This window comes from Vibrio sp. HS-50-1 (assembly GCF_024747315.1).
Taxonomy (GTDB): domain Bacteria; phylum Pseudomonadota; class Gammaproteobacteria; order Enterobacterales; family Vibrionaceae; genus Vibrio; species Vibrio diabolicus.
Window position 1 is genome coordinate 301,357 of sequence record NZ_JAMPZF010000024.1, and the last position, 22,205, is coordinate 323,561.

The 22,205-nt window shown below is 45.1% G+C and carries 18 protein-coding genes and 1 riboswitch; of the genes, 6 read left to right on the forward strand and 12 right to left on the reverse strand.

Translation table 11 applies throughout. The annotated features are described in order from the left end of the window. Positions 1–7: 7 nt before the first annotated feature. The 4 genes from NDJ01_RS11020 to torD all read right to left on the reverse strand — a co-directional run bounded on the left by NDJ01_RS11020 (position 8) and on the right by torD (position 4,012). Positions 8–694 (reverse strand): TVP38/TMEM64 family protein, encoded by a 687-nt coding sequence (locus NDJ01_RS11020; protein WP_046874737.1) that lies wholly within the window; start codon positions 692–694, stop codon positions 8–10. Positions 695–810: 116 nt separating this feature from the next. Further along, a complete protein-coding gene (locus NDJ01_RS11025; protein WP_005390721.1) occupies positions 811–1,401 on the reverse strand; it encodes a TfoX/Sxy family DNA transformation protein in 591 nt (196 codons plus the stop codon). A gap of 116 nt (positions 1,402–1,517) precedes the next feature. Next, a riboswitch (cyclic di-GMP riboswitch) is annotated at positions 1,518–1,607 on the reverse strand. A gap of 285 nt (positions 1,608–1,892) precedes the next feature. Beyond that, positions 1,893–2,897: an HTH-type transcriptional repressor PurR gene (gene purR / locus NDJ01_RS11030; protein ID WP_053807169.1), complete on the reverse strand. Its 1,005-nt coding sequence runs from the start codon at positions 2,895–2,897 to the stop codon at positions 1,893–1,895. Between the two features lie 467 nt (positions 2,898–3,364). Continuing rightward, a complete protein-coding gene (gene torD, locus NDJ01_RS11035) occupies positions 3,365–4,012 on the reverse strand; it encodes a molecular chaperone TorD (RefSeq protein ID WP_258586698.1) in 648 nt (215 codons plus the stop codon). Between the two features lie 266 nt (positions 4,013–4,278). Between torD and torR the strand changes: the two genes are divergently transcribed. After that, positions 4,279–4,989: a two-component system response regulator TorR gene (gene torR / locus NDJ01_RS11040; RefSeq protein ID WP_005390726.1), complete on the forward strand. Its 711-nt coding sequence runs from the start codon at positions 4,279–4,281 to the stop codon at positions 4,987–4,989. A 72-nt stretch (positions 4,990–5,061) separates the two neighbouring features. On the opposite strand, the gene elyC is transcribed toward torR, so the two are convergent. Further along, positions 5,062–5,847, reverse strand: a complete 786-nt coding sequence (gene elyC, locus NDJ01_RS11045; RefSeq protein WP_006742121.1) for an envelope biogenesis factor ElyC — start codon at positions 5,845–5,847, stop codon at positions 5,062–5,064. A 114-nt stretch (positions 5,848–5,961) separates the two neighbouring features. Here elyC and cmoM point away from each other — a divergent pair, with 114 nt between their 5' ends. From cmoM to mukB, 4 genes are read left to right on the forward strand one after another with little or no spacing between them, the layout of a single operon-like run. Then, positions 5,962–6,753, forward strand: coding sequence for a tRNA uridine 5-oxyacetic acid(34) methyltransferase CmoM (gene cmoM, locus NDJ01_RS11050; RefSeq protein ID WP_031780158.1), 792 nt, complete (start codon positions 5,962–5,964; stop codon positions 6,751–6,753). A gap of 2 nt (positions 6,754–6,755) precedes the next feature. After that, positions 6,756–8,093, forward strand: coding sequence for a chromosome partition protein MukF (gene mukF / locus NDJ01_RS11055; RefSeq protein ID WP_048626187.1), 1,338 nt, complete (start codon positions 6,756–6,758; stop codon positions 8,091–8,093). After that, a complete protein-coding gene (mukE, locus tag NDJ01_RS11060) occupies positions 8,074–8,799 on the forward strand; it encodes a chromosome partition protein MukE (protein WP_005390733.1) in 726 nt (241 codons plus the stop codon). The genes mukF and mukE overlap by 20 nt, the downstream gene beginning before the upstream one ends. Positions 8,800–8,801: 2 nt before the next feature. Continuing rightward, positions 8,802–13,265 carry a chromosome partition protein MukB gene (gene mukB, locus NDJ01_RS11065; RefSeq protein ID WP_258586871.1) on the forward strand — a complete coding sequence of 1,488 codons (4,464 nt, stop codon included), beginning with the start codon at positions 8,802–8,804 and terminating at the stop codon, positions 13,263–13,265. A gap of 142 nt (positions 13,266–13,407) precedes the next feature. Here the strand turns inward: mukB and NDJ01_RS11070 are convergent, their stop codons facing one another. The 7 genes from NDJ01_RS11070 to NDJ01_RS11100 all read right to left on the reverse strand — a co-directional run bounded on the left by NDJ01_RS11070 (position 13,408) and on the right by NDJ01_RS11100 (position 20,060). Continuing rightward, positions 13,408–13,560 carry a hypothetical protein gene (locus NDJ01_RS11070; RefSeq protein ID WP_005390736.1) on the reverse strand — a complete coding sequence of 51 codons (153 nt, stop codon included), beginning with the start codon at positions 13,558–13,560 and terminating at the stop codon, positions 13,408–13,410. Between the two features lie 219 nt (positions 13,561–13,779). Then, positions 13,780–14,748 (reverse strand): alpha-L-glutamate ligase-like protein, encoded by a 969-nt coding sequence (locus NDJ01_RS11075; RefSeq protein WP_161446152.1) that lies wholly within the window; start codon positions 14,746–14,748, stop codon positions 13,780–13,782. A 3-nt stretch (positions 14,749–14,751) separates the two neighbouring features. Beyond that, on the reverse strand, positions 14,752–16,257 hold the full coding sequence (locus tag NDJ01_RS11080; RefSeq protein ID WP_005390741.1) for an inactive transglutaminase family protein: 1,506 nt from the start codon (positions 16,255–16,257) through the stop codon (positions 14,752–14,754). 11 nt (positions 16,258–16,268) lie between these two features. Continuing rightward, positions 16,269–17,015: an ATP-dependent zinc protease gene (locus NDJ01_RS11085; RefSeq protein ID WP_012841986.1), complete on the reverse strand. Its 747-nt coding sequence runs from the start codon at positions 17,013–17,015 to the stop codon at positions 16,269–16,271. Between the two features lie 276 nt (positions 17,016–17,291). Next, positions 17,292–18,263, reverse strand: coding sequence for a tRNA 5-methoxyuridine(34)/uridine 5-oxyacetic acid(34) synthase CmoB (cmoB, locus tag NDJ01_RS11090; RefSeq protein WP_258586699.1), 972 nt, complete (start codon positions 18,261–18,263; stop codon positions 17,292–17,294). A 99-nt stretch (positions 18,264–18,362) separates the two neighbouring features. Then, positions 18,363–19,100 (reverse strand): carboxy-S-adenosyl-L-methionine synthase CmoA, encoded by a 738-nt coding sequence (cmoA, locus tag NDJ01_RS11095; RefSeq protein ID WP_109168519.1) that lies wholly within the window; start codon positions 19,098–19,100, stop codon positions 18,363–18,365. A gap of 93 nt (positions 19,101–19,193) precedes the next feature. Next, positions 19,194–20,060 (reverse strand): DUF72 domain-containing protein, encoded by an 867-nt coding sequence (locus NDJ01_RS11100; RefSeq protein ID WP_258586700.1) that lies wholly within the window; start codon positions 20,058–20,060, stop codon positions 19,194–19,196. A gap of 273 nt (positions 20,061–20,333) precedes the next feature. On the opposite strand from NDJ01_RS11100, the gene aspS reads away from it, so the two are divergent. Then, complete coding sequence (aspS, locus tag NDJ01_RS11105; protein ID WP_046874741.1) at positions 20,334–22,112, forward strand: aspartate--tRNA ligase; 1,779 nt, start codon at positions 20,334–20,336, stop codon at positions 22,110–22,112. Positions 22,113–22,205 lie beyond the last annotated feature (93 nt).

Genomic DNA, 22,205 nt, shown 5'->3' on the forward strand with positions numbered 1-22,205 from the left:
TTACTAATTATGAGTTTTGCTGACTCGGTGTTGGCCTTACTTTATTCATAACCCATTTAGTGATGATTGGAAACAGCCCCAGTAACGCAAAAGAGGCCAATACCGCAGGTGAAATAATGCCTGACAGGCTTTCAATTGTTGCTAACTGAGTACCGGCGTTTAAGTAAACTGCAGTGCCTGGCAACATACCTACTTGGCTAGTAAGGTAAAATCGACCTACAGACATTGGCGTTAAGCCCATCAACAAGTTGATAAGAAAGAAAGGGAATACCGGAATGAGACGCAAGGAAAATAGATAAAATGCACCGTCTTTTTCGACACCTTGGTTAATTGCGATTAACTTATTGCCAAACTTGTTTTGTACCCAGTCACGCAGCAAATATCGGCTGCTTAAAAATGCTAGTGTTGCACCCATAGTACTGGCGAAAGAAACCAGTAATAAGCTCGTCCAAAAACCAAATAGAGCCGCACCAAGTAATGTAACCACAGCTGCCCCAGGAATAGAAAAAGCGGTAATTGCAATGTAGGCAAAAAAGTAAATAGCTGCCGAAAAAACAAAGTTCTGATCGATGTATGTGGTCAGCGCTTCTTGTTGTGCTTTTGCATTTTCCAACGTTAAATACTGACTAAAGTTAACGCCTAAAAAGATAATGATCGCGACCAGGATTAGGCCTAATATCAGTTTCTTATTCATATTTATGATTCCAATTTGGGATATATATAATAAGACAGAAGGAAAGTCGAAAAAATTTCACAAAAAAAACCGCAGATTAGACTGCGGTTTTACAAGATAGTTTTTAAGGCCGACTTTTATTGGAGGCCGTTCATCAACTCATCTCGGCGAGCTTGAGGTACAACGCTCCAATGAGTACCGTTAATAGCCCCTTCTAGTGCCCATAACAGCTCAATGTTGACGGTTGCAGAGTGCGTATCTCTTATCGCTTTATAAGCGTTAAGTGCACCTTCCTCTTCCAGTTTTTCTACTGACTCAATGCCTGCTTTTTTCAGCATGCGTTCAGTCGCCAGTCGTAAGTTAGGCAAATCTTTTAAGCGATTAGGCTTTGTAGTTGCTTGCTGTTCTTTTTCAAGCTTTGCCTTTTTCAACGATTGGTTAGCTACTTCGATTAAGCGTTCGCTAGACTCCCATAAATCGTTGGAAATTGCGTAGTACTTAGTAACGACTGGGAAGCCACGTTTCTTATAAACGTAAGGCTTTAGCCCTTGTTTCTCGAAGTCAGATGAAGTTTGTTGGTCTGCTCTTATATGAAGCTGATTATTTACAACTAGTGCAAACATTGTTTCATCAGCGAATAGTCCGAAGCCACCAAACATTGAGCGCGACTTGATATTACCAAGTGCCTCAAATAGCTTCATAGAGTCTTTGAGTATCGGTTTATCCATGTTTTGTTATCTCGGTGTAATTAATATTACGCCACCAAAAGTCAGGTCCGAGAGAGTAGCAAACATGCGCAAAAGCAATGTCATTACAGGGTAAAGTCATCGCTTGCACACTTGCCATCGGTAACCCCGCTACCTTCCATATAGTACTATGGTTCAGGCCGGAGGCTTTGCGTCCCACCCTTTCGAATGGTTTGCCCTGTGCGTGACAGAATGAGCATACTTCGTATATTGAATTAACATCACGTTTTACCCGTAAAAGTGTGATTCTGGTTCAATAAAAAGTGTCGACAAGCGCATATTTGTGCATATTTGAGAATGAGGCGGGATGATCTCGAGGTTGTGAGGGAGTGTGATTTACCTACATATAAAACAGAGACTTAGAGATTCGAAATTTTTTGTCTAACAAACCTAAGTCAGGAAAAAGTTATTTAGAGATAAAAAATAAGCGCCCTTTTAGAGCGCTTATTTGACATCGTTATATTTGGCGAATTTTAGTTCATTTTCTTCACGGTGTTTCGAATTACAAGCTCAGGTTGCATTTCGAAAATTCGCTTTTCGTGTTCTTTATCTTTGATTCGCTCAAGTAGGATCTCGAACGCATTTTTACCCACACGACGTTTAGGTTGGTGGATAGTTGTTAACGGTGGAGAGAAGTATTCCGCAAGCTCGATGTTGTCGTAGCCGATCACTGAAATATCATCAGGAACTTTGATACCGTTTTGTTGTAGGCGGCTCATTAGGCCCAGAGCCATTGTGTCGTTAAAACAGAATACCGCTGTCGGACGTTTGTCCATTGCTGTAATTTTATCTGCGACTAATACGGCCGTATCACATTCAAAGTTACCTTCAAGGATCCAATCTTCATTTACAGCTAGGTTTGCTTCGCTCATCGCGCGACGGAAACCTGCAATGCGCTCTTGGCAAGCAAGTTTTTCAAAATGACCGCTTAGACAAGCAATATCAGTATGGCCATTGTCGATCAGATGTTTGGTTGCGATGTAGCCACCTTCTTCTGAGTTATCCATGATCTTGTCCGCTTGTGAGCTTTCTGGACCCCAATCCATGACCACTTTAGGAATGTCGGCATGACGGTCAAGCATCTCTTTAAGCTCTTCGGTTAAGTCAGAACACATCACTAGGATGCCATCAACACGTTTTTCAGCCAGCATACGGATGTAATCGCGTTGTTTTTCGTAAATCCCACCCGTATTACACAGAATCAGAGTGTAGCCTTGGCGGTAACAGTAGCTCTCAACCCCGTCAATCACTTCTGAGAAGAATAGGTTGGTTGACTGCGTTACTAACATGCCAATCGTACGAGTTGAGTTGCACTTTAGGCTGCGTGCAACAGCACTTGGCGCGTAATTCAACTCGTCCACGGCTTTCATTACTTTTTCTTGCGTTGCTTCTGCAACGAAACGCGTTTTATTGATAACGTGCGAAACTGTCGTAGTGGAAACGCCGGCTAAGCGAGCAACGTCTTTTATAGTGGCCATAAATGGTGTCCTGTATCGAGCTACTGAAATATGTCGTGTTGGATGTACCTGATGCTCTAATGGTTTACACCCAGCAATCTAAGGTTGGCGCTAAGTGTTTCGGCAGCGGTTGGTCCAAGCACGACAAAAGGGTACGTAGCAGCATCGGTCGATGAATTTTATCTTTTTTCTATCTGATGAGAAATTGCCATCAACCTGTTAAAAAACACAAAAACCGCTATATTTCAGCGGTTTACATATAAATCATATTTAATCGTTTGCGCTCACATTTTAGCCCTATGTGGACTGACTAGCAATGTTTTCAGCAAGAGATTTGTGTATTTGAAGTCACATTTTGACTGCTAAATAACCAAGCGTCTTTGAGCTAAGTTAAGGCAAACGAATAATATACCCAACTTACTTACATTCAGTTATTTCAGGTATACAGGAAGCCCGATAGGCGGGCTCCTTAAAAAAATAGGCGGCAATTATTCCCCAAGAAGGTAAGCGCTGTCTAGTTTACAAAATGCAACTAATAGTTTCGCGACGCTCGAGTAGAACCCAAATTCGTCGAATTGTTTACATTTGTCTGCAAACTTAGGTAGCCAAGACATCAACTGTTGCTGGATAAAGTCGTTTTGTTTAACGAAGGCTTCTTCCATGTGTTTTTCTTGCTCAAGTTCGTTTGAGCGGATAATCATGTTGCCGAGAAAGTCGAGTTCAACGGCTAAGTGGTCAGCAGGCTCTTTTAGATTTTCATCTACTTGAACGCCAAATTCTGCCATCAACTTTTCCATTTCCTCGGCTGGCTTGTCATTCAGCAAACCTGATTCACCGATGTACATCGATGCGTAAGGAAGAGCGCCGTATTTTTCTGTCTTCAAAAACAGTTCACAAAAGTCAGCAGCAAGCTCCAATTGAGCGTCTTCACGATCTTGCAATCGGTTTAGCGCATCAACGAGGCTATCAACGGCTGGTTTCAGTGACTCATTTTCACCTAAACCTGCTAGAAAACTGCGAATTTCAACACTGTGGTAGGCTTCCAGCTCTTTCTCTGTTAGCTCTTTTGCGAACAAGCTCGAAAACCACCAGTAAATTTCAGCGCGTTTTTCATTAAAAGCTTTCACTTCTTGCATTTTGGGCTCCTGAATGATGCTTCAAGTTGTGCATCACAAAGTCAATTAGGGATATCCCCTAAGTGTAATCAATTAAAATGAATAGCAGTAACTATAATTATTATGTTTTATGGTCAAAAATTAACGTTTATTAATGGCGATGGGTAAGCTTGTTTTGAATCAATAAAAACGCTAAATCTTGCTTTTTAATGTATCTATGACTAGAAATGTTACTAGTTATGAATAGAATACGTCTTGGATAATAAGAAGACAGAAAAGTGGTGTAAATGAGCTATCACGTATTAGTCGTAGAAGATGATGTTGTAACTCGTAGTAAGCTTGCGGGATATTTCCAAAATGAGGGTTACCAAGTCAGCGAAGCAGAGAGTGGCGCAGAAATGCGTGAGGTCCTGCAAGCGGGTGATGTAGACCTGATCATGCTGGATATCAACCTGCCGGGTGAAGACGGCCTGATGCTTACTCGTGAATTACGTAGCCAATCGGATATTGGTATCATATTAGTAACAGGACGCACGGATAGCATTGATAAAATTGTAGGCCTAGAAATGGGCGCTGACGATTATGTGACAAAACCTTTTGAACTGAGGGAATTGTTGGTTCGCGTTAAAAACTTGCTGTGGCGTATTTCAGCAGCGCGTAGCGGTAGCGCGAAAGCGAACGAAACCAGTGAAGAACATATTGTACGTTTTGGAGAGTGGACATTCGACATTCAACGCCGTGCGCTGAGCCGTAACGGCGAACCCGTAAAATTGACCAAAGCAGAATACGAACTTTTGGTGGCGTTATCGTCTTACCCTAACCAGGTGTTAAGTCGCGAGCGTATTTTGAATATGATCAGCCACCGAGTTGATGCTCCCAATGATCGTACTATCGATGTTCTTATTCGACGTATGCGCGCAAAAATGGAGTTTGATCCAAAGAACCCGCAAATTTTTGTGACGGTGCACGGCGAAGGCTATATGTTTGCTGGTGATTAAACTGAACAAACCTAAGTCTTAAAAAGAAAAAGGAGAGCTTCGGCTCTCCTTTTTTGTGGTTTCAAGATAGTACTACTTTGCTTCAACCATTGGTGTTTGGCCGACAGTATCACGCAATCTTTGCCAAATGCTGCCCAAGTACTCATGCCAATAAAGCTCCGTTTGTTCTAAGTAACGCGCTTTAGGTGAGTATTTATCCCAAGGTTGACTGATTTCGCTAATAGCTAAGAAGTTGGTCGGGGCTGGGATTGGTTTAATGCCTGCTGCGTTGAACTCATACAATGCACGGCTCATGTGGCTCGCAGAAGTGACTAACACAATCTCCTTTTGTTGAACGAATGCAGCCGCTTGACGCGCCTCTTCCCACGTATCTTTCGCATCTTCTAATAAAATGATATCGGATTTCGCGACTCCCAACGCAAGGGCAACGTTCGCCATCATTCTCGCATGGCTAATTTCAGAACCGCCAGCATAGCCAGACAAAATTAATTTAGCACCTGGATACATTCTTAAAATACGAATGCCTTCAGTTAAGCGCATTAATGCTGCACGGCTTAACTGCGAGGTGGGTGGAATTTCGTCATCGATAACATGACCATTCCCTAAAACCATCACGTAGTCGATGGTGCCAGAAACTGGCAAAAAGGCTTTATGCTCTCGCTCTAATGGCATAAGAAGCTTGGTTGAAACAGGTTGGAAGGCAACAAGAAAAATGCCAACAAAAGAGAATAGAACAACGAAGCAGCCAGTTTTACGTTTTGTGGTAAAACTAATGAGAGCAAGACCCAACAAGCCTATCAGCAGCAATGCCGGAAGTGGCATAAGCAAGGCTGACACTACTTTTTTCAGCTCAAACATACATAAATAGTCCGAAAAAACATCAATTGATAATAAAAATGAGGGTACCCCTCTTTATTCCTGCTTTCCTTGTGCCAGAATAGCGGCACAATCCGTTATGATAACTCAGCAGAAGTGACAGAAGACCGCAATTTCGACGATATCGCCCACAAATTTGCAAAAAATATTTACGGCTCCGACAAAGGGGAGATCCGCCAAATCATTGTGTGGGAAGATTTTCTACAGATTCTAAGTGAATTAGATGCTGACCAGCAACCCCTAGAGGTGTTGGATGCTGGTGGTGGTTTGGCACAAATGTCGCAAAAGCTTGCTAAGCTCGGACATCGAATCGCTTTATGTGATCTATCTTCGGAAATGCTGCAGTTGGCTAAGCAGGATATTGAAAAAAACGGTTTGCTTGAGCAGTATCGCCTGATTCATTCGCCTGTCCAATCCATTGGTGAGCATATGGGTGAACAGGTGGATCTTGTTATGTTTCACGCCGTCATGGAGTGGTTGGTCGATCCTAAGGCCGCACTTGAAACGGTACTAGAACAAGTAAAACCGGGAGGCATTGCATCAGTGATGTTCTATAACCACCATGGTTTAGTCTATAAAAACGTGGTTTGTGGCAACATTCCTCATATATTAGACGGCATGCCCCACCGAAAAAGATTTAAACTACAGCCGCAAAAAGGCTTAAAACCTGAAGAAGTCTACCAATGGATAGAAGATTCAGGCTTTAGTATTTGTGGCAAATCTGGTATCCGCTCATTTAGTGATTACATAGGTAATATGCAATACATGGGCGATTACGAGTTTGAAGATGTGTTGGCGCTAGAAAAACAACTTTGTCGACAAGAGCCATACCTCTCATTAGGCCGCTACATTCATGTGTGGGCTAAAAAGAACGATAAACAGGAATAACAATGAGTGAGATGACTCTCAATGCTGCAGAGCAACCAATCGATGAGTTGGTTGGCTGGGTTAAGCAGCACGATTTCTCGTTGAACCTGACCACAGAGCGATTGGCATTCTTAATAGCCATTGCCGTACTGAGTAATGAAAGGTTCGATGAAGAATTGGGTGAAGGTGAATTGCATGATGCGTTTGCCATCGTCACTCGATTATTTGATGAGACTGGCGAAGCATCCGCTTTTCGTGCTAACAACGCCATCAACGAGATGGTAAAGCAGCGCCTTATTAGCCGTTTTGTCAGTGAGATTACTGATGGAGCGAGCATTTACCGCTTGTCGCCTTTAGCGATAGGAATTACCGATTACTACGTGCGTCATCGTGAGTTCTCGAAACTGCGCCTTTCTATTCAACTGTCTATGGTGGCAGATGAAATGGCGAAAGCGATTGAGGCAGCACAAAAAGGTGGCACACCGGGCCACTGGAAGAAAAACGTATACGGAGTTTTAAAATATTCTGTAGGCGAAATCTTCGATCAAATCGATCTTAACCAACGTGTGATGGATGAGCAGCAGCAATCTGTAAAACAACAAATTGCCGATCTGCTAAATAAAGACTGGCGCGAAGCGATCAACAACTGTGAAGCGCTCCTATCAGAAACATCAAGCACGTTGCGTGAACTTCAAGATACGCTGCAAGCCGCCAGTGATGAACTGCAAACTCAGATCCTAGATATTCAAGAAATTGTGTACGGCGATCCTGAGCTAGAGTTCATCGAAGAAGCGTTGTTTGGTCTGCAAATGAAGCTGGATCGAATCACAAGCTGGGGCCAGCAAGCGATCGACCTTTGGATTGGTTACGACCGACATGTGCACAAGTTCATCCGTACTGCAATTGATATGGATAAGAACCGTGCGTTTAGCTCGCGTCTACGTCAATCCGTCAAAGATTACTTCGATGCGCCTTGGTATCTGACTTATGCAGATGCGGAAAGGCTTTCTGACCTTCGTGATGAGGCCCTAGTCCTGCGTGATGACGAGGTAACGGGTCAAGTTCCGATGGAAGTAGAATACGAAGAGTTTCAACAAGTCAATGATGAGTTGTCTGAACGAATTGGTGACATGCTAAAAGCGCATAAAGATCAAGGCACGCCAATCGACTTGAGTGTGGTATTGCGAGATTACCTTGCACAGCATCCTTACACTCATCATTTTGATTTAGCTCGCATTATCGTTGATCAAGCCGTACGTCTGGGGTATTCAGAATCGGATTACCAAGCGATTCAACCGGACTGGAAAGCAATCAACGAATTTGGGGCAAAGGTACAAGCGAATGTCATCGACCGATACTAATGAATACATGTCAGAGAATCTGGCAAAAGCAATTTCTAACCCTCTGTTCCCAGCGCTAGACAGCATGCTACGAGCTGGGCGTCATATCTCAAGTGAAGATCTGGACAACCACGCGTTGCTGTCGGATTTCGAACTTGAGCTTTCTTCTTTCTACCAACGCTACAACACCGAATTGGTGAAAGCGCCAGAAGGTTTCTTCTACCTTCGTCCACGTTCAACTTCTTTGATTGGCCGCAGTGTGCTTTCTGAGCTGGATATGCTGGTGGGTAAGGTACTGTGTTTCCTTTACCTAAGCCCAGAGCGTCTTGCGCACGAAGGCATCTTCACTAACCAAGAGTTGTACGACGAGCTACTTGCTCTGGCTGATGAAAACAAGCTGATGAAGCTAGTGACGAACCGTGCTACCGGTTCTGACCTTGATAAAGAAAAGCTGTTTGAAAAAGTACGTACGTCACTTCGTCGTCTACGTCGTCTAGGCATGATCATCAACATCGGTGAGACCGGTAAATTCAGCATCAGTGAAGCTGTATTCCGCTTTGGTGCCGATGTACGTATTGGCGATGATATGCGTGAAGCGCAGCTACGTCTGATCCGTGATGGTGAAGCGGTAGTGCACACCAAAGAGCCAAGCCAAGGCAGCCTATTGTCTGAAGAAGAACAAGACGACCAAGCCCAAGAAGAAACAACAGAAGAGGGTGAAGCATGAGCATGATTGAACGCGGTAAATACCAATCGCTGACCATGGTCAACTGGAACGGCTTCTTTGCCCGTACGTTTGACATCGATGGTCTGGTCACCACGCTATCAGGTGGTAACGGTGCAGGTAAATCAACCACAATGGCGGCGTTCATCACCGCATTGATTCCTGACCAAACGCTACTGCACTTCCGTAACACAACCGAAGCGGGCAGCAGCCAATCGTCTCGCGATAAAGGTCTATACGGTAAGCTACAACCGGGGGCGTGTTATGCAGCACTGGACGTGGTGAACTCACGTAACCAACGCCTACTTTTTGCCGTAAAACTGCAGCAAGTAGCGGGTCGTGATAAGAAAGTAGACATCAAACCGTTTGTTATTCAAGGCCTTCCAAGCCATGTGAAACCAACGGATATTTTGGTTGAAAGCGTATCTGCGACTCAAGCTCGTGTACGTCAAATCAACGAAGTAAAAGAATCGATCGCGGAATTTGAAGGTGTTCAATTCAAAGCCTTCTCTTCTATTGTTGATTACCACGCACAAATGTTTGAATTCGGTGTAATTCCGAAGAAATTGCGTAACTCTGGTGACCGCTCTAAATTCTACCGCTTGATCGAAGCATCGCTTTACGGTGGTATTTCAAGTGCGATTACGCGCTCGCTACGTGACTACCTTCTGCCACAAAACGGCGGCGTGAAGAAAGCGTTCCAAGATATGGAATCGGCGCTGCGTGAAAACCGCATGACGCTAGAAGCGATCAAAACTACGCAAGCAGACCGTGACTTGTTCAAACACTTGATTACAGAGTCGACCAACTACGTGGCAGCGGACTATATGCGCCATGCCAACGAGCGTCGTAAAAAACTAGAACAGACACTGTCTTTGCGTTCAGAGTTATTTGGTTCTCGCGAGACCTTGATTGAGCAAAACAACCTGCTTAACCGCGTTCAAGAAGAGCTGGAACTGCTGATCGAATCAGAATCTTCTTTAGAGCAAGACTACCAAGCGGCTTCGGATCACTTGCAACTGGTGCAAAACGCGCTGCGTCAGCAAGAGAAGATCGAACGCTACCAAGAAGATCTTGAAGAGCTGAGCGAGCGTCTTGAAGAACAAATGATGGTAGTGGAAGAAGCGCAAGAACGCGTGATGATGGCTGAAGAGCAAGCGACCGTTGCAGAAGAAGAGGTGGACAGCCTTAAGACGCAACTTGCTGATTACCAGCAAGCTCTTGACGTTCAGCAAACTCGCGCGCTTCAATACCAACAAGCCGTTCAAGCGCTGGAGAAAGCGAAGCAGCTACTTGGCGATGACAGCCTAACGGCAGAATCCGCACAAGCGTTAGTGGCGGAGCTGAAGAACAAAGAGACAGAAAATACCAATACGTTGTTGTCTGTGAAACATAAGCTCGATATGTCATCAGCTGCGGCAGAGCAGTTTGATACTGCATTGAAGCTTGTACAGAGCATCGTTGGCCCTGTTGAGCGCAAAGAAGCCTCTAAGCGCGCAAAATTGGCAATCGCTAAAGCTCGAGAATCACAGCAAATTGCACAAAACGAACAGCAATGGCGAGCGCAGCATCGCGATCTTGAGCGTAGCCTCAATCAGCAACGTCAAGCGCGTGAACTGGTTGCTGAATACAAAAAGCAATATCACGTCGAGCTAACCGATGAAGTTACGTTTGAACAAGAACGTGAACGTCATGCGATGCAAATCGAATCACTAGAGATAGCTCAAGAAGAAGTTCGTGATCAGCGTGGTGAACAGCGCCGTCTAGAGCAAAACGCGACGGCAGAAATCAGTAAGCTTGAAGCGATAGCGCCAGCTTGGATTGCGGCGAACGATGCACTAGAGAAATTACGTGAGCAGAGCGGGACAGACCTTGAAGATCGTCATGCGGTAATGAACCACATGCAGGTTGTTCTTGAGCAAGAAAGGGCGCTGTCCTTAGCTAAAGATAAGCTTGTTGAGCGCCGTAGCCAGCTAGACGCTGAGATTGAACGTCTTGCTTCTCCTGGTGGTTCAAACGACCCTCGCCTGAAAGGTTTGGCTGATACTTTAGGCGGTGTATTACTGTCTGAGATCTACGATGACATCACGATTGATGACGCGCCTTACTTCAGTGCGATGTACGGTCCGGCTCGTCACGCTATCGTTGTTTCTGACCTGTCAGGTATCGAAGAGAAACTGGTAGAGCTAGACGACTGTCCAGAAGACTTGTACATCATTGAAGGTGACATCGATGCCTTTGATGACAGCTCGTTCGATGCAGAAGAGCTAGAAGGCGCGGTTTGTGTTCGCATGAACGACCGCCAAATGCGTTACTCTCGCTTGCCTGAGATCCCATTGTTTGGTCGTGCAGCACGTGAGCAGCGTCTTGAGTTGCTGCGTAACGAACGAGAAGAAGTGGTAGAGAAACACGCAAAAGCGGCGTTTGATTCTCAGAAAATGCAGCGTTTGTACCAAGCATTTAACCAATTTGTGTCTAACCATATTCAAGTTGCTTTTGACGCCGATCCAGAACAAGCACTCGCAACCATTCGTGATCAGCGTAACCAAATCGCTCGCGTGCTGGCGGATCTGGATGCAAAAGAGCAGCAGCAACGCTCTCAGCTTCAAACTAGTAAGCAAGCACTGTCTTCTCTGGACAAGTTATCATCACACATGGTGCTTGTTGAAGATGAATCATTGCAAGCGCGTTTTGATGAGCTAGAAGAGAAAATCGCTCAGCTTGCAGAGGCGAAAAACTTCTTAAACAACCATGCAAAAGCCGTCGCGCAACTAGAGAATATTGCGTCTGCGCTTGATGCTGACCCAGAGCAATTTGATGCACTAGAAGCAGAATACAAAGCGGCAGATGAACAGTTACAAGATCTTAAGAAGCAAATCTTTGCACTCTCGGATCTGGTTGAACGTCGTCACTACTTCGCTTACTCAGACTCGGTTGATCTTCTGAACAAAAGTAGCGAACTGAGTGAGCAGCTCAAAGCGAAGTTGGTTCAAGCTGAACAGACTCGTACTCGTTCTCGTGAAGAGTTGAAGCAAGCACAAGGACAAATGAACCAATACAACCAAGTATTGGCGTCTTTGAAGAGTTCGCATCAAGCTAAGCAAGAAACCGTACAAGAGTTCAAACAAGAGCTGCAAGAGTATGGCGTAAATGCCGACGAAGGTGCGGAAGAGCGTGCAATGCGCCGTCGTGACGAGCTGCACGAACGCTTACATACTTCACGTAGTCGTAAGAGTGAATACGAGCGCACGATAACGTCGACCGAGCTTGAGATGAAAGGCTTAGCGAAACGTCTGAAGAAAGTGCAGAAAGAATACGCAGAGCTGCGCAAATTTGTCGTTGCAGCGAAAGCGGGTTGGTGTTCAGTACTTCGCTTAGCGCGTGAAAACGATGTTGAGCGTCGTCTACACAAACGTGAACTGGCGTATATGTCGGCAGATGAATTGCGTTCCATGTCGGATAAATCATTGGGTGCGCTGCGTCTTGCTGTTGCAAACAATGATGACTTGCGTGATGCACTCCGTTTGTCTGAAGACAACGCTCGCCCAGAGCGTAAAGTTCTGTTCTACATTGCGGTATACCAACACCTTCGTGAGCGTATTCGTCAGGATATCATCCGTACTGATGACCCAGTTGAAGCAATCGAAGAGATGGAAGTGGAACTGGCGCGTCTAACGGAAGAGCTAACGCAACGTGAAAACCGCCTAGCGATCAGCTCTGAGTCGGTAGCGAGCATCATCAAGAAGACGATTCAGCGTGAGCAAAACCGTATTCGTATGCTGAATCAAGGCTTGTCGAACATCTCGTTCGGTCAGGTCAAGGGCGTACGTCTAAACGTGAAAATTCGCGAAAGTCACGAAGTGCTACTGAACGGTCTAGCGACACAACAAGAGCAGCATAAAGATCTGTTCGAATCGACTCGCTTTACCTTCTCTGAAGCAATGGCGAAACTGTTCCAACGTGTGAACCCACATATCGATATGGGTCAACGTTCTCCTCAGGTTCTGGGTGAAGAGCTACTGGATTACCGTAACTACCTAGAGCTAAGTGTAGAAGTGAACCGTGGTACAGATGGCTGGCTACAGGCTGAGTCTGGCGCACTATCAACAGGTGAAGCGATCGGTACCGGTCAGTCAATTCTATTGATGGTCGTGCAAAGCTGGGAAGAAGAGTCTCGTCGTCTACGCAGCAAAGACATTGTGCCTTGTCGTTTACTCTTCTTGGATGAAGCAGCGCGTCTGGATGCGAAATCGATCGCGACATTGTTCGAATTGTGTGACCGTCTGGATATGCAACTTCTTATCGCGGCACCAGAAAACATCAGCCCAGAGAAAGGGACTACCTACAAGTTGGTGCGTAAGGTGTTTAAAGACCATGAGCACGTACACGTAGTTGGTCTACGTGGTTTTGGTCAAACGGATAAGCCTAAGACTGAAGCGCAAGAGATGATCGAAGAGTTTGAATCGTAAACTCCGAATCTAGCAAAACGCCCGCAATGAACGCGGGCGTTTTTGTATTTGTTAGCGGGAGGCTTCAAAGCGTATAAAATAAGCCGAGACTGTAGGACGACAGTCTCGGCTTATTAATAGAACTTAGCGGGGAGGCTAAGTTTTATTCCTCTGAAATATCGTCTCTGATATCGATCATTTCAGCAAGCTCTTCAAGTGCTTGGACAGAAAGCTCAGACAAGCGTTGTAAATGCTGGTCTAAGCTCTCTTGTTCTTCAAGCTCTGGTTCATCGTTATCTGTTTCTTTTGTTAGCATTTCTCAACCTCTCAAGTTGAGTAAGGGGAGACCTCATCATACTCAAAAGTTAAAGGAGAAAAGAAACGATCTATGTTGATTCTGTTAGCTCGATCATTGATTCAAGTTATAGGTGAGGTGAGTTTGTTTAATAAGATGAGTAGGTAGACGGTTTTGGAAACGGAAACAAAAACGCCAGCAATCCGAACAATTACTGGCGAATGATATTGTGATTGGCGATTAGAACTGTGGTTTTACCCCAAACTGCTCTGCTGCGTAGGCGACACGTTCAATCGGCTTTGGATACTCGGCAGGTGTGCCGAGGCTCTCTATGTGTTTCAAACGAGGAAGCAAGCCCGCACCATTAGCGATTTGGATTGCTAAGCCAGGACGAGCGTTGAGCTCTAAAACCATAGGTCCTTCTTCTTTATCTAACACCATATCAGTGCCCATGTACCCCAACCCTGTCATCTCCCACGCACTAGACGCAAGCTCAAGCAAGCGCTCCCAGTGCGGGACTTGGAGGGTAGAAAGGTCTTTGCCTGTATCCGGATGGTGGGTGACTGGATGGTCGAATTGCACCGCTCGGATTGCTTTACCTGTGGCGATATCAATGCCCACGCCCACAGCGCCTTGGTGTAGGTTTGCTTTACCGTCCGACGCCGCCGTAGAACAGCGCATCATTGCCATAACAGGGTAGCCTTTAAATACGATGATTCGAACATCAGGCACACCTTCATAACTGAAGCCATCGAAACAATCATCAAACTTAATCAGGTTCTCAACGACTGCGACGTCGTTTTTACCACCAAGAGAGAAAAGGCCAGCAAGCGCATTACTGATATGACGTTCAACTTCATCCTTACCAATTGTAGAGCCGGAAGGTTTGGTATAGACCCCATCTTTATGCGAGGTAATAACCAAAATACCCTTACCACCACTACCTTGAGCGGGCTTGATAACAAAACCAGGCCAATCTTGCACCATCTTATGGATGGTCTTTACTTCTGCTTGGTTATGAATAACACCGATCAGGGCAGGGACGGTCGCCCCTGCTGCCTGCGCAATAATTTTAGTCTTGAGCTTGTCATCAACTAATGGGTATTTAGAACGATCATTGTAACGGCCGATATAACTGTGGTTACGTTTGTTCATCCCCATAATGCCTTTATGGCGAAGCTTAGCTGGCGAAGTAAAACTTTCTAACATCGTTTAGTCCTCCGCTAGTGGTTTGAAACGACGTAACTCAGTTAGACGGTAACCTGTGTAAGTACCTAGTAATAGAATACCGGCCAGAACAATCAACTGTAGACCAATGAAGTTAAAGGTTAGGTGCTGAATGTATGAGTTCGTCATCGCTAAGTAAACCAATACTGCGGTGAGCAGTGAGCCCCCACCTTGCAGAGCGACTTCTTTCGCACCTTCTTCTTCCCATAGGATAGACATACGTTCAATTGTCCATGACAAGATGATCATAGGGAAGAACGTAATTGTTAAGCCTTCCGTTAAGCCCATCTTAAATGCGACTACTGTGAACACCGAAATGATCATAATAACGGTAATAATGACCGCTGATATCCGTGCTACAAGCAGTAAGTTCAACCTCGATAAGTAACTTCGAATAATCAAGCCTGTGCCAACGATCAGTAAGAAACCGACAATACCCGTTAATAGCTGGGTTTGAACAAACGCAACAGCAATCAGTACTGGCATGAAAGTACCGGATGTTTTTAGACCGATAATCACACGCAAGAACACCACGATAAGGGCACCGATAGGGATCAGCATGATGGTCTTAAACATCGCTTGTTCTTCAAGAGGCAAGCTATGAATTGAAATATTCAGCAGCCCATCAGCTTCTATCTTGTTGTTTGTTGCTTGCTGTGGAGTCATTTCTTGCTTGATCATTGAGAAATGAACTTGGCTATTTTTACCACCAACAAGATCAAGCAGGGATACATTCGACTCATCCCAAACTAATAAGTTTGGTTTCACGGCTTTCTGTTCGGAATTTGGTGAGAACAGCACCCAATCTTTACCTGACCAAACTTGAACCATTGGTTGAATGGTTTGGCGTCGACGGCCATCTTCTAGTTCGATAACACCGACGGTTTTGCTCTGTATACCTGCGGTAAGCAAAATATTATGTAGTGCATCAGTACGGCTGAAGTCATTCAGTAGTAGCGATGAGTTTTGACTGTCTGGGTCATTAAGCGCTTTGATGAGTTCACGAGTAAAGGTCACATTGTCGGCAGAACGACTCATCGCACGCTCAACAAGGGCATTTGCCGCCGCAGCTTGTGGCGCTGATAGCGTTGGTGGCGTAATGTCTTCCGTTGGTGGTAGAGGCGTAACTTTAGCCTGAGGGTCCACTAAGAACTGCGCTTTGTAGTAAATGGTTTGAGGACCTTTGGCCTGACGAATTGACCACTCGGCACGACGTCCAGAATCAGAATTAATGTAGGAAACGCCATAACCAGAAGAGGAAGCGGATTCACCGATAAGCGTATAACCACTTTGTGTATGAGGTGCTGCGAGTGAAGCTTTGACTTCATTGCCGTTAGCATTGAACTCAATACGTGCCTCTACATCCCATACCTGACGAGTTTCGCCTGGTGTCCAAGGCACGCCGTAGTTTTCATGTCTGAAAACACTCAAAGCAATGCCCGCAATCACCAATAAGATGATTGAAAGGTAAAACGGTATTTTTGACGTCATAATCTACCTTATTATTTTTTATCTTCGTCCGTTTGGATATAGGTACGACTTACATCGACAAGTGCGATGTCGCGCATAAATTCTCTACCCAGTAAAATAGGATGGTTCATATGCGAGCGATCTGCCAACGTAAATTGCGCTTTTTCATGAATTTTTCCAACGCGCACCCAAAGTTCTACTACAGCGCGACGTTCTAGTTCTTCACTGGTAACTTGGCGAATTTTTACGTAACGAATGACAGGCGCTTCAATCCAAGTATTTTTTTCTTCTTCGGATTTACTGGTATCTGCCAGGTGGAATCGAACCCAGTTTTTGCCGTTTCTTTCGAACTCTTCAATATCAACTGCATTTAAAGATGAGGTTGCGGCACCGGTGTCGACACGTGCATCAAAAGTCTGCTTAATGGAGTCGATAGTGACCTTTTCAATTGAGCCAAGGACAATATCATGAGTTGGTGTTGGTTCCACAGGAGCAGGAGATTGGACAATAATCGGCTCTTTTGGCTTTTTCACTTCTGCCATTGCTTCATCGCGAAATGTCAGAAGTTCAACCTGTAGTTTATCGACTTGTTCTTCAAGGCTGTCGATATAGTCCGATTGGTTGCTGAGCTGAAGCTCTAAGTTAGTAATGCGATTATTGACATTCGCTTCTGAAGTTTGAATAGCCGCTAACGTTTCTTGGTGGTACTGTTCGCCTTTGGTTAGTGAGCATCCAGATAGTAAGGCGATGGCAACAATCGGGGTCAATCGTAATAACATTGAAAACCTTGGGATTGGATTAAGTTGTTTATTTTTTAGGAGTTTAGCTCATATCGATAAAGCCTCACAAGTAAGAATGTTTCTCTATTACTTATTGTTTGAGGAATAGTGATGAAAAGCTAAAAATCAAGGACATAAAAGCGCATCCTTATTTAGAGCGTGCTTATGTTTTGATGTAACAAATGGACTCGAAAAACAAACACGCTCAGTACGAGGAAAGAGGGTAATGTCTTAACTCGTAAAATGAGTTAAGACAATGTCAGGAATCTCAGCGAATTATGGTTTGCGAGCGACAAGAACCGCGCGGCGAGGGGCAGGGTAACCTTCTACAGTCTTGCTTGGGTTGTTCGGATCTAGATAGTCTGGTAGAGAGTTATGCGTCATCCAATCTGTGGTACGCTGTTCATCAACTGAAGTGACGTTTTCATCAACGATGCGCACATCTTCAAATCCTACCAACTCTAACCACACTTTCAGCGCTTTTGCTGAAGGGAAGAAATAGACATTACGCATTTGTGCGTAACGAGAAGTTGGAACCAACACTGAATTCTCATCACCTTCAATCACTAGTGTTTCTAGTACGAGCTCACCACCAGACACTAATTGATCTTTTAGCTGCACCAAGTGATCCAGTGGAGAGCGACGGTGGTAAAGCACGCCCATGCTGAATACCGTGTCGAACGCTTCTAACTTAGGTAGTTGTTCAATACCCAACGGCAGTAGGTGCGCACGTTGGTCATCTCCCATTAGTTTACGAATTGCTTCGAACTGAATTAGGAACAGGTGAGATGGATCGATACCGACGGTTAAGCGTGCACCTTCACCCAGCATGCGCCACATGTGGTAGCCGTTACCACAACCAACATCGAGTACGCTGCGGTTCTTTAATGGAGAAATATGCGGAAGCACGCGGTCCCATTTCCAATCACTGCGCCACTCAGTATCGATATGAATACCGTGCACCGTGTATGGGCCTTTGCGCCAAGGGTGGAATGTGCGTAGCAAGTTTTCTAACTTTTTCAGCTCACCTTCGTGGAAAGGCGTGTCGTTGCTGATGGTTACCGAGTTCTTGATGTCAATTTGATCTGGTGAGCCTTCTGGAATCTTGTTCAGTGCTTTCAACCAGCGACCAAAGTCACCGTGCTCTGCATTTTGCCAGTCCGTTAACTGTTGTGGTAACACATTCAGCCAAGGTTGAAGACGTGTGTCTTGGGCAATCAATTGGTAGAAATTTGCAAAGTTAAACATAGTTAGTTAATCGCTGAGTTGATGGTGTAAAAAAATAATTGAATTGCTGCCTAAGGCCGCAAACGCAACTTGGTCGCGAATTCTATTTGATCGCGAACCTTACTTAATCGCGAACATAGATCCGAAGTTAAAGCATTGGAACCAAACGTCGTAGCTTGAGAAGCCAATTTTAGCGAAACGCTCTTTATGCTCTTTCTTTGAATCTGGGCGCATTACGTTTTCTATCGCGCTGCGCTTTTGGCTGATTTCTAGTTCGCTATAACCATTCGCACGTTTAAAATCGTGGTGAAGGTCAATTAACAGCTCGTTCGACACTTCATCTTCAAAGACGAATTTCTCCGACAAAATCAAAATTCCGCCTGGACGCAGACCTGCATAGATTCGTTTGAGCAGGGCGTAACGATCGTCTGGAGAAAGAAATTGCAGAGTAAAGTTCAGTACGACAACCGATGCGTTTTCAATATCGATATTACGGATATCCGCTTCAACCACATCTACAGGAGTATCGCTTCGGTACGCGTTTACATGTAATTTGCAACGCTCAACCATTGCAGGTGAATTGTCGACCGCAATGATCTTACAGCCTTCTTGTTTGATATGACGACGCATAGACAGCGTAGCAGCGCCCAAAGAGCAACCTAGGTCGTAGATGTTTGAGTGAGGTTTTACAAAACGTTCTGCCAGCATACCAATTGCAGAAATAATGTTGCTGTAACCCGGCACCGATCGTTGAATCATGTCAGGAAATACTTCCGCTACGCGTTCATCGAACGTGAAATCCCCAATTTTATCGATTGGAGCCGAAAAAATAGTATCTGGATTGCTCTTAGGGTTCATAACCAAGTCTCTGCATACAAGCCGCCTGAAAACGTCAGGCACCAAAAAAGGCGCGTATTTTATGGGAATTTCACGCCTCTGTCATGTGTTGCGTTAGAACATCTGCAACTGCGAGTTGCCATCGTTAGCCGGGAAAGAGGCTAAGTCAGGAAGTGTTATACGCTTTTGTATGTCTTTATACAGATTGGCTGCCAACTCCGGCGCAATTATATTGTCCGCAGTATGGATCATGACATACGGCTGTTTACCTTCTGCAATCCATTGCGGCAACTTGCTGAGCCATGGTGTAAAAAACTCGTAATTTTGCTGTTCTTCTGGATGACCAATAAAGCGAATCAAAGGGTGTGAAGCGGTAGCAATGGCGTGGACTGGTACTCTTGGTTTTTTCATTTGCGCATCAATGATCGCTTCATTGTTTGGCTTAGCGGCAAAGACAGGGCGGCTATCCATAATAATGCGGTCAATGTTATTTTCTACTAACCATTGGTTAAGCGCTCGCTCTTCTTCACCTTTGGAGAAAAATGCCATATGACGAACCTCAACACCAAGAGGGAAGTTAGGTGGAAAGCTCGCACAGAACTTTTTCAATCGATCAAGGTGCTCAGGACCAAAAGCGGCTGGCAATTGAATTGTCCATTGCCCCACACGGTCATGCAACGGCTCCATGATTTTCATGAAGTCTCTCAGTTGTTCGCTGCAACCTCTTAGCATTTGCTCATGAGTGATGGCTTTAGGAAGTTTGAAAGTAAAGCGAAAATCATCGTGGGTTGCTGCTCTCCAGTTTTGCACCGTGTTGAGCGTCGGCGTGGCATAAAATGTCGTGTTGCCTTCCACGGTATGGAACACCTGTGCATACTTTTCTAAACGTTCAGCGGACTTTGTCCCGCTGCCGTAAAAGCTTTGTTGCCATTGATTGTGCGACCACATCGTCAATCCAAGTCGAAGAGGTAAGTTATCCATTATTCTTTACTGCTTGCTACTCGTGTGAATACTTTACGAGAGTTTTGCTGAAATAGGTAATTTCACGCTATAATCCCCACCAATTTTTTCGCTTTGGTGCGCTTTTGAACATTTGTTGTACTAAAAAGCACCAGTGAATGATAAAACACACGTAATTGTATGTTGAGTAGTCGATTTTCGTGGACATTCAGCGTATAACTGAATCTTTACTCTGCTTGGCAATGAGGCTGACAGAGCGTAGTTAACAACATTTGAGAGATTGGGAATTTCATTATGCGTACCCATTACTGTGGTCACCTGAACAAGTCCCTTGCAGGACAAACTGTAGAACTTTGCGGCTGGGTTAACCGTCGTCGTGATTTAGGCGGTCTTATTTTTATTGATATGCGAGATCGCGAAGGTATCGTTCAGGTAGTTGTTGATCCAGATATGGCGGATGCGTATGAAGTGGCTAACACACTTCGTAATGAATTCTGTATCAAACTAACGGGTGAAGTACGCGTTCGTCCAGAAAGCCAAGCAAACAAAGACATGGCAACAGGTGAAGTTGAGATCCTTGCGACAGGTCTTGAAATCATCAACCGCAGTGACGTTTTGCCTCTAGATTTCAACCAAAAGAACTCTGAAGAGCAACGTCTGAAGTACCGTTACTTAGACCTTCGTCGTCCTGAAATGAGTGACCGCATCAAGCTACGTGCTAAAGCATCTAGCTTTGTTCGTCGTTTCCTAGATGACAACGGCTTCCTAGATATCGAAACACCAGTACTAACGAAAGCGACACCAGAAGGCGCGCGTGACTACCTAGTACCTAGCCGTGTTCACAAAGGCAGCTTCTACGCGCTTCCTCAGTCTCCACAGCTATTCAAACAGCTTCTAATGATGTCTGGTTTTGACCGTTACTACCAAATCGTTAAGTGTTTCCGTGATGAAGACTTGCGTGCTGACCGTCAGCCAGAATTCACTCAGATCGATATCGAAACGTCATTCATGACGGCTGACCAAGTACGTGAAGTGACGGAAAACATGGTTCGCGATATGTGGCAAGAGCTACTAAACGTAGACCTAGGTCAGTTCCCAGTAATGCCATTCAGCGAAGCGATTCGCCGTTTCGGTTCTGACAAGCCAGACCTACGTAACCCACTAGAGCTAGTAGACGTTGCTGACCTAGTGAAAGACGTTGAGTTCAAAGTATTCTCTGGCCCAGCAAACGATGAGAAAGGTCGCGTTGCCGTTATTCGCGTTCCAGGTGGTGCATCTTTGACTCGTAAGCAAATTGATGGCTACGGTGAATTCGTTGGTATCTACGGTGCGAAAGGTCTAGCATGGATGAAGGTTAACGACCGTGCTGCAGGCATGGAAGGTATCCAATCTCCAGTAGCTAAGTTCCTAAACGAAGACGTGATCAACGCTATCCTAGATCGCACTCAAGCGGAATCTGGCGATATCATCCTATTTGGTGCTGATAAAGCGGGTATCGTTGCAGAAGCTATGGGCGCACTGCGTCTGAAGCTAGGTAAAGATCTAGAGCTAACTGACGAATCTGCATGGGCTCCATTATGGGTTGTTGACTTCCCAATGTTCGAAGAAGATGACGAAGGCAACCTACACGCGATGCACCACCCATTCACATCGCCTCTAGGTGTGACTGCAGAAGAGCTAAAAGCTAACCCAGCTGCGGCAAACTCTAACGCTTACGATATGGTTCTAAATGGTTACGAAGTTGGCGGCGGTTCTGTTCGTATCCACAACGCAGATATGCAAGAAGCCGTATTTGATATTCTAGGCATCACACCTGAAGAGCAACAGCTTAAGTTTGGCTTCCTGCTTGATGCACTGAAATTCGGTACGCCTCCACACGCTGGTCTTGCATTCGGTCTTGACCGTCTAGTGATGCTGCTATGTGGTACCGAGAACATCCGTGATGTTATTGCATTCCCGAAAACAACAGCAGCGGCGTGTCTACTAACAGACGCACCAAGCATTGCGAACCCAGCTGCGCTAGAAGAGCTAGCAATCGCAGTGACTGCAGCGAAAGAAAAAGACGCAGAATAAGCGCACAACATTTGAAGAAAACTCCCGCAACTGCGGGAGTTTTTGTTTAAATAAACCTAAGAAACTTCCAAAGCAATTTCCCAAGCAACGCTT

Excerpts from the sequence above, each read along its gene's own strand:
- NDJ01_RS11020 (WP_046874737.1), bottom strand. The coding sequence starts at position 694 with ATGAATAAGAAACTGATATTAGGCCTAATCCTGGTCGCGATCATTATC.
- NDJ01_RS11025 (WP_005390721.1), bottom strand. The coding sequence starts at position 1,401 with ATGGATAAACCGATACTCAAAGACTCTATGAAGCTATTTGAGGCACTT.
- purR (WP_053807169.1), bottom strand. The coding sequence starts at position 2,897 with ATGGCCACTATAAAAGACGTTGCTCGCTTAGCCGGCGTTTCCACTACG.
- torD (WP_258586698.1), bottom strand. The coding sequence starts at position 4,012 with ATGCAAGAAGTGAAAGCTTTTAATGAAAAACGCGCTGAAATTTACTGG.
- torR (WP_005390726.1), top strand. The coding sequence starts at position 4,279 with ATGAGCTATCACGTATTAGTCGTAGAAGATGATGTTGTAACTCGTAGT.
- elyC (WP_006742121.1), bottom strand. The coding sequence starts at position 5,847 with ATGTTTGAGCTGAAAAAAGTAGTGTCAGCCTTGCTTATGCCACTTCCG.
- mukF (WP_048626187.1), top strand. The coding sequence starts at position 6,756 with ATGAGTGAGATGACTCTCAATGCTGCAGAGCAACCAATCGATGAGTTG.
- mukE (WP_005390733.1), top strand. The coding sequence starts at position 8,074 with ATGTCATCGACCGATACTAATGAATACATGTCAGAGAATCTGGCAAAA.
- mukB (WP_258586871.1), top strand. The coding sequence starts at position 8,802 with ATGATTGAACGCGGTAAATACCAATCGCTGACCATGGTCAACTGGAAC.
- NDJ01_RS11070 (WP_005390736.1), bottom strand. The coding sequence starts at position 13,560 with ATGCTAACAAAAGAAACAGATAACGATGAACCAGAGCTTGAAGAACAA.
- NDJ01_RS11075 (WP_161446152.1), bottom strand. The coding sequence starts at position 14,748 with ATGTTAGAAAGTTTTACTTCGCCAGCTAAGCTTCGCCATAAAGGCATT.
- NDJ01_RS11080 (WP_005390741.1), bottom strand. The coding sequence starts at position 16,257 with ATGACGTCAAAAATACCGTTTTACCTTTCAATCATCTTATTGGTGATT.
- NDJ01_RS11085 (WP_012841986.1), bottom strand. The coding sequence starts at position 17,015 with ATGTTATTACGATTGACCCCGATTGTTGCCATCGCCTTACTATCTGGA.
- cmoB (WP_258586699.1), bottom strand. The coding sequence starts at position 18,263 with ATGTTTAACTTTGCAAATTTCTACCAATTGATTGCCCAAGACACACGT.
- cmoA (WP_109168519.1), bottom strand. The coding sequence starts at position 19,100 with ATGAACCCTAAGAGCAATCCAGATACTATTTTTTCGGCTCCAATCGAT.
- NDJ01_RS11100 (WP_258586700.1), bottom strand. The coding sequence starts at position 20,060 with ATGGATAACTTACCTCTTCGACTTGGATTGACGATGTGGTCGCACAAT.
- aspS (WP_046874741.1), top strand. The coding sequence starts at position 20,334 with ATGCGTACCCATTACTGTGGTCACCTGAACAAGTCCCTTGCAGGACAA.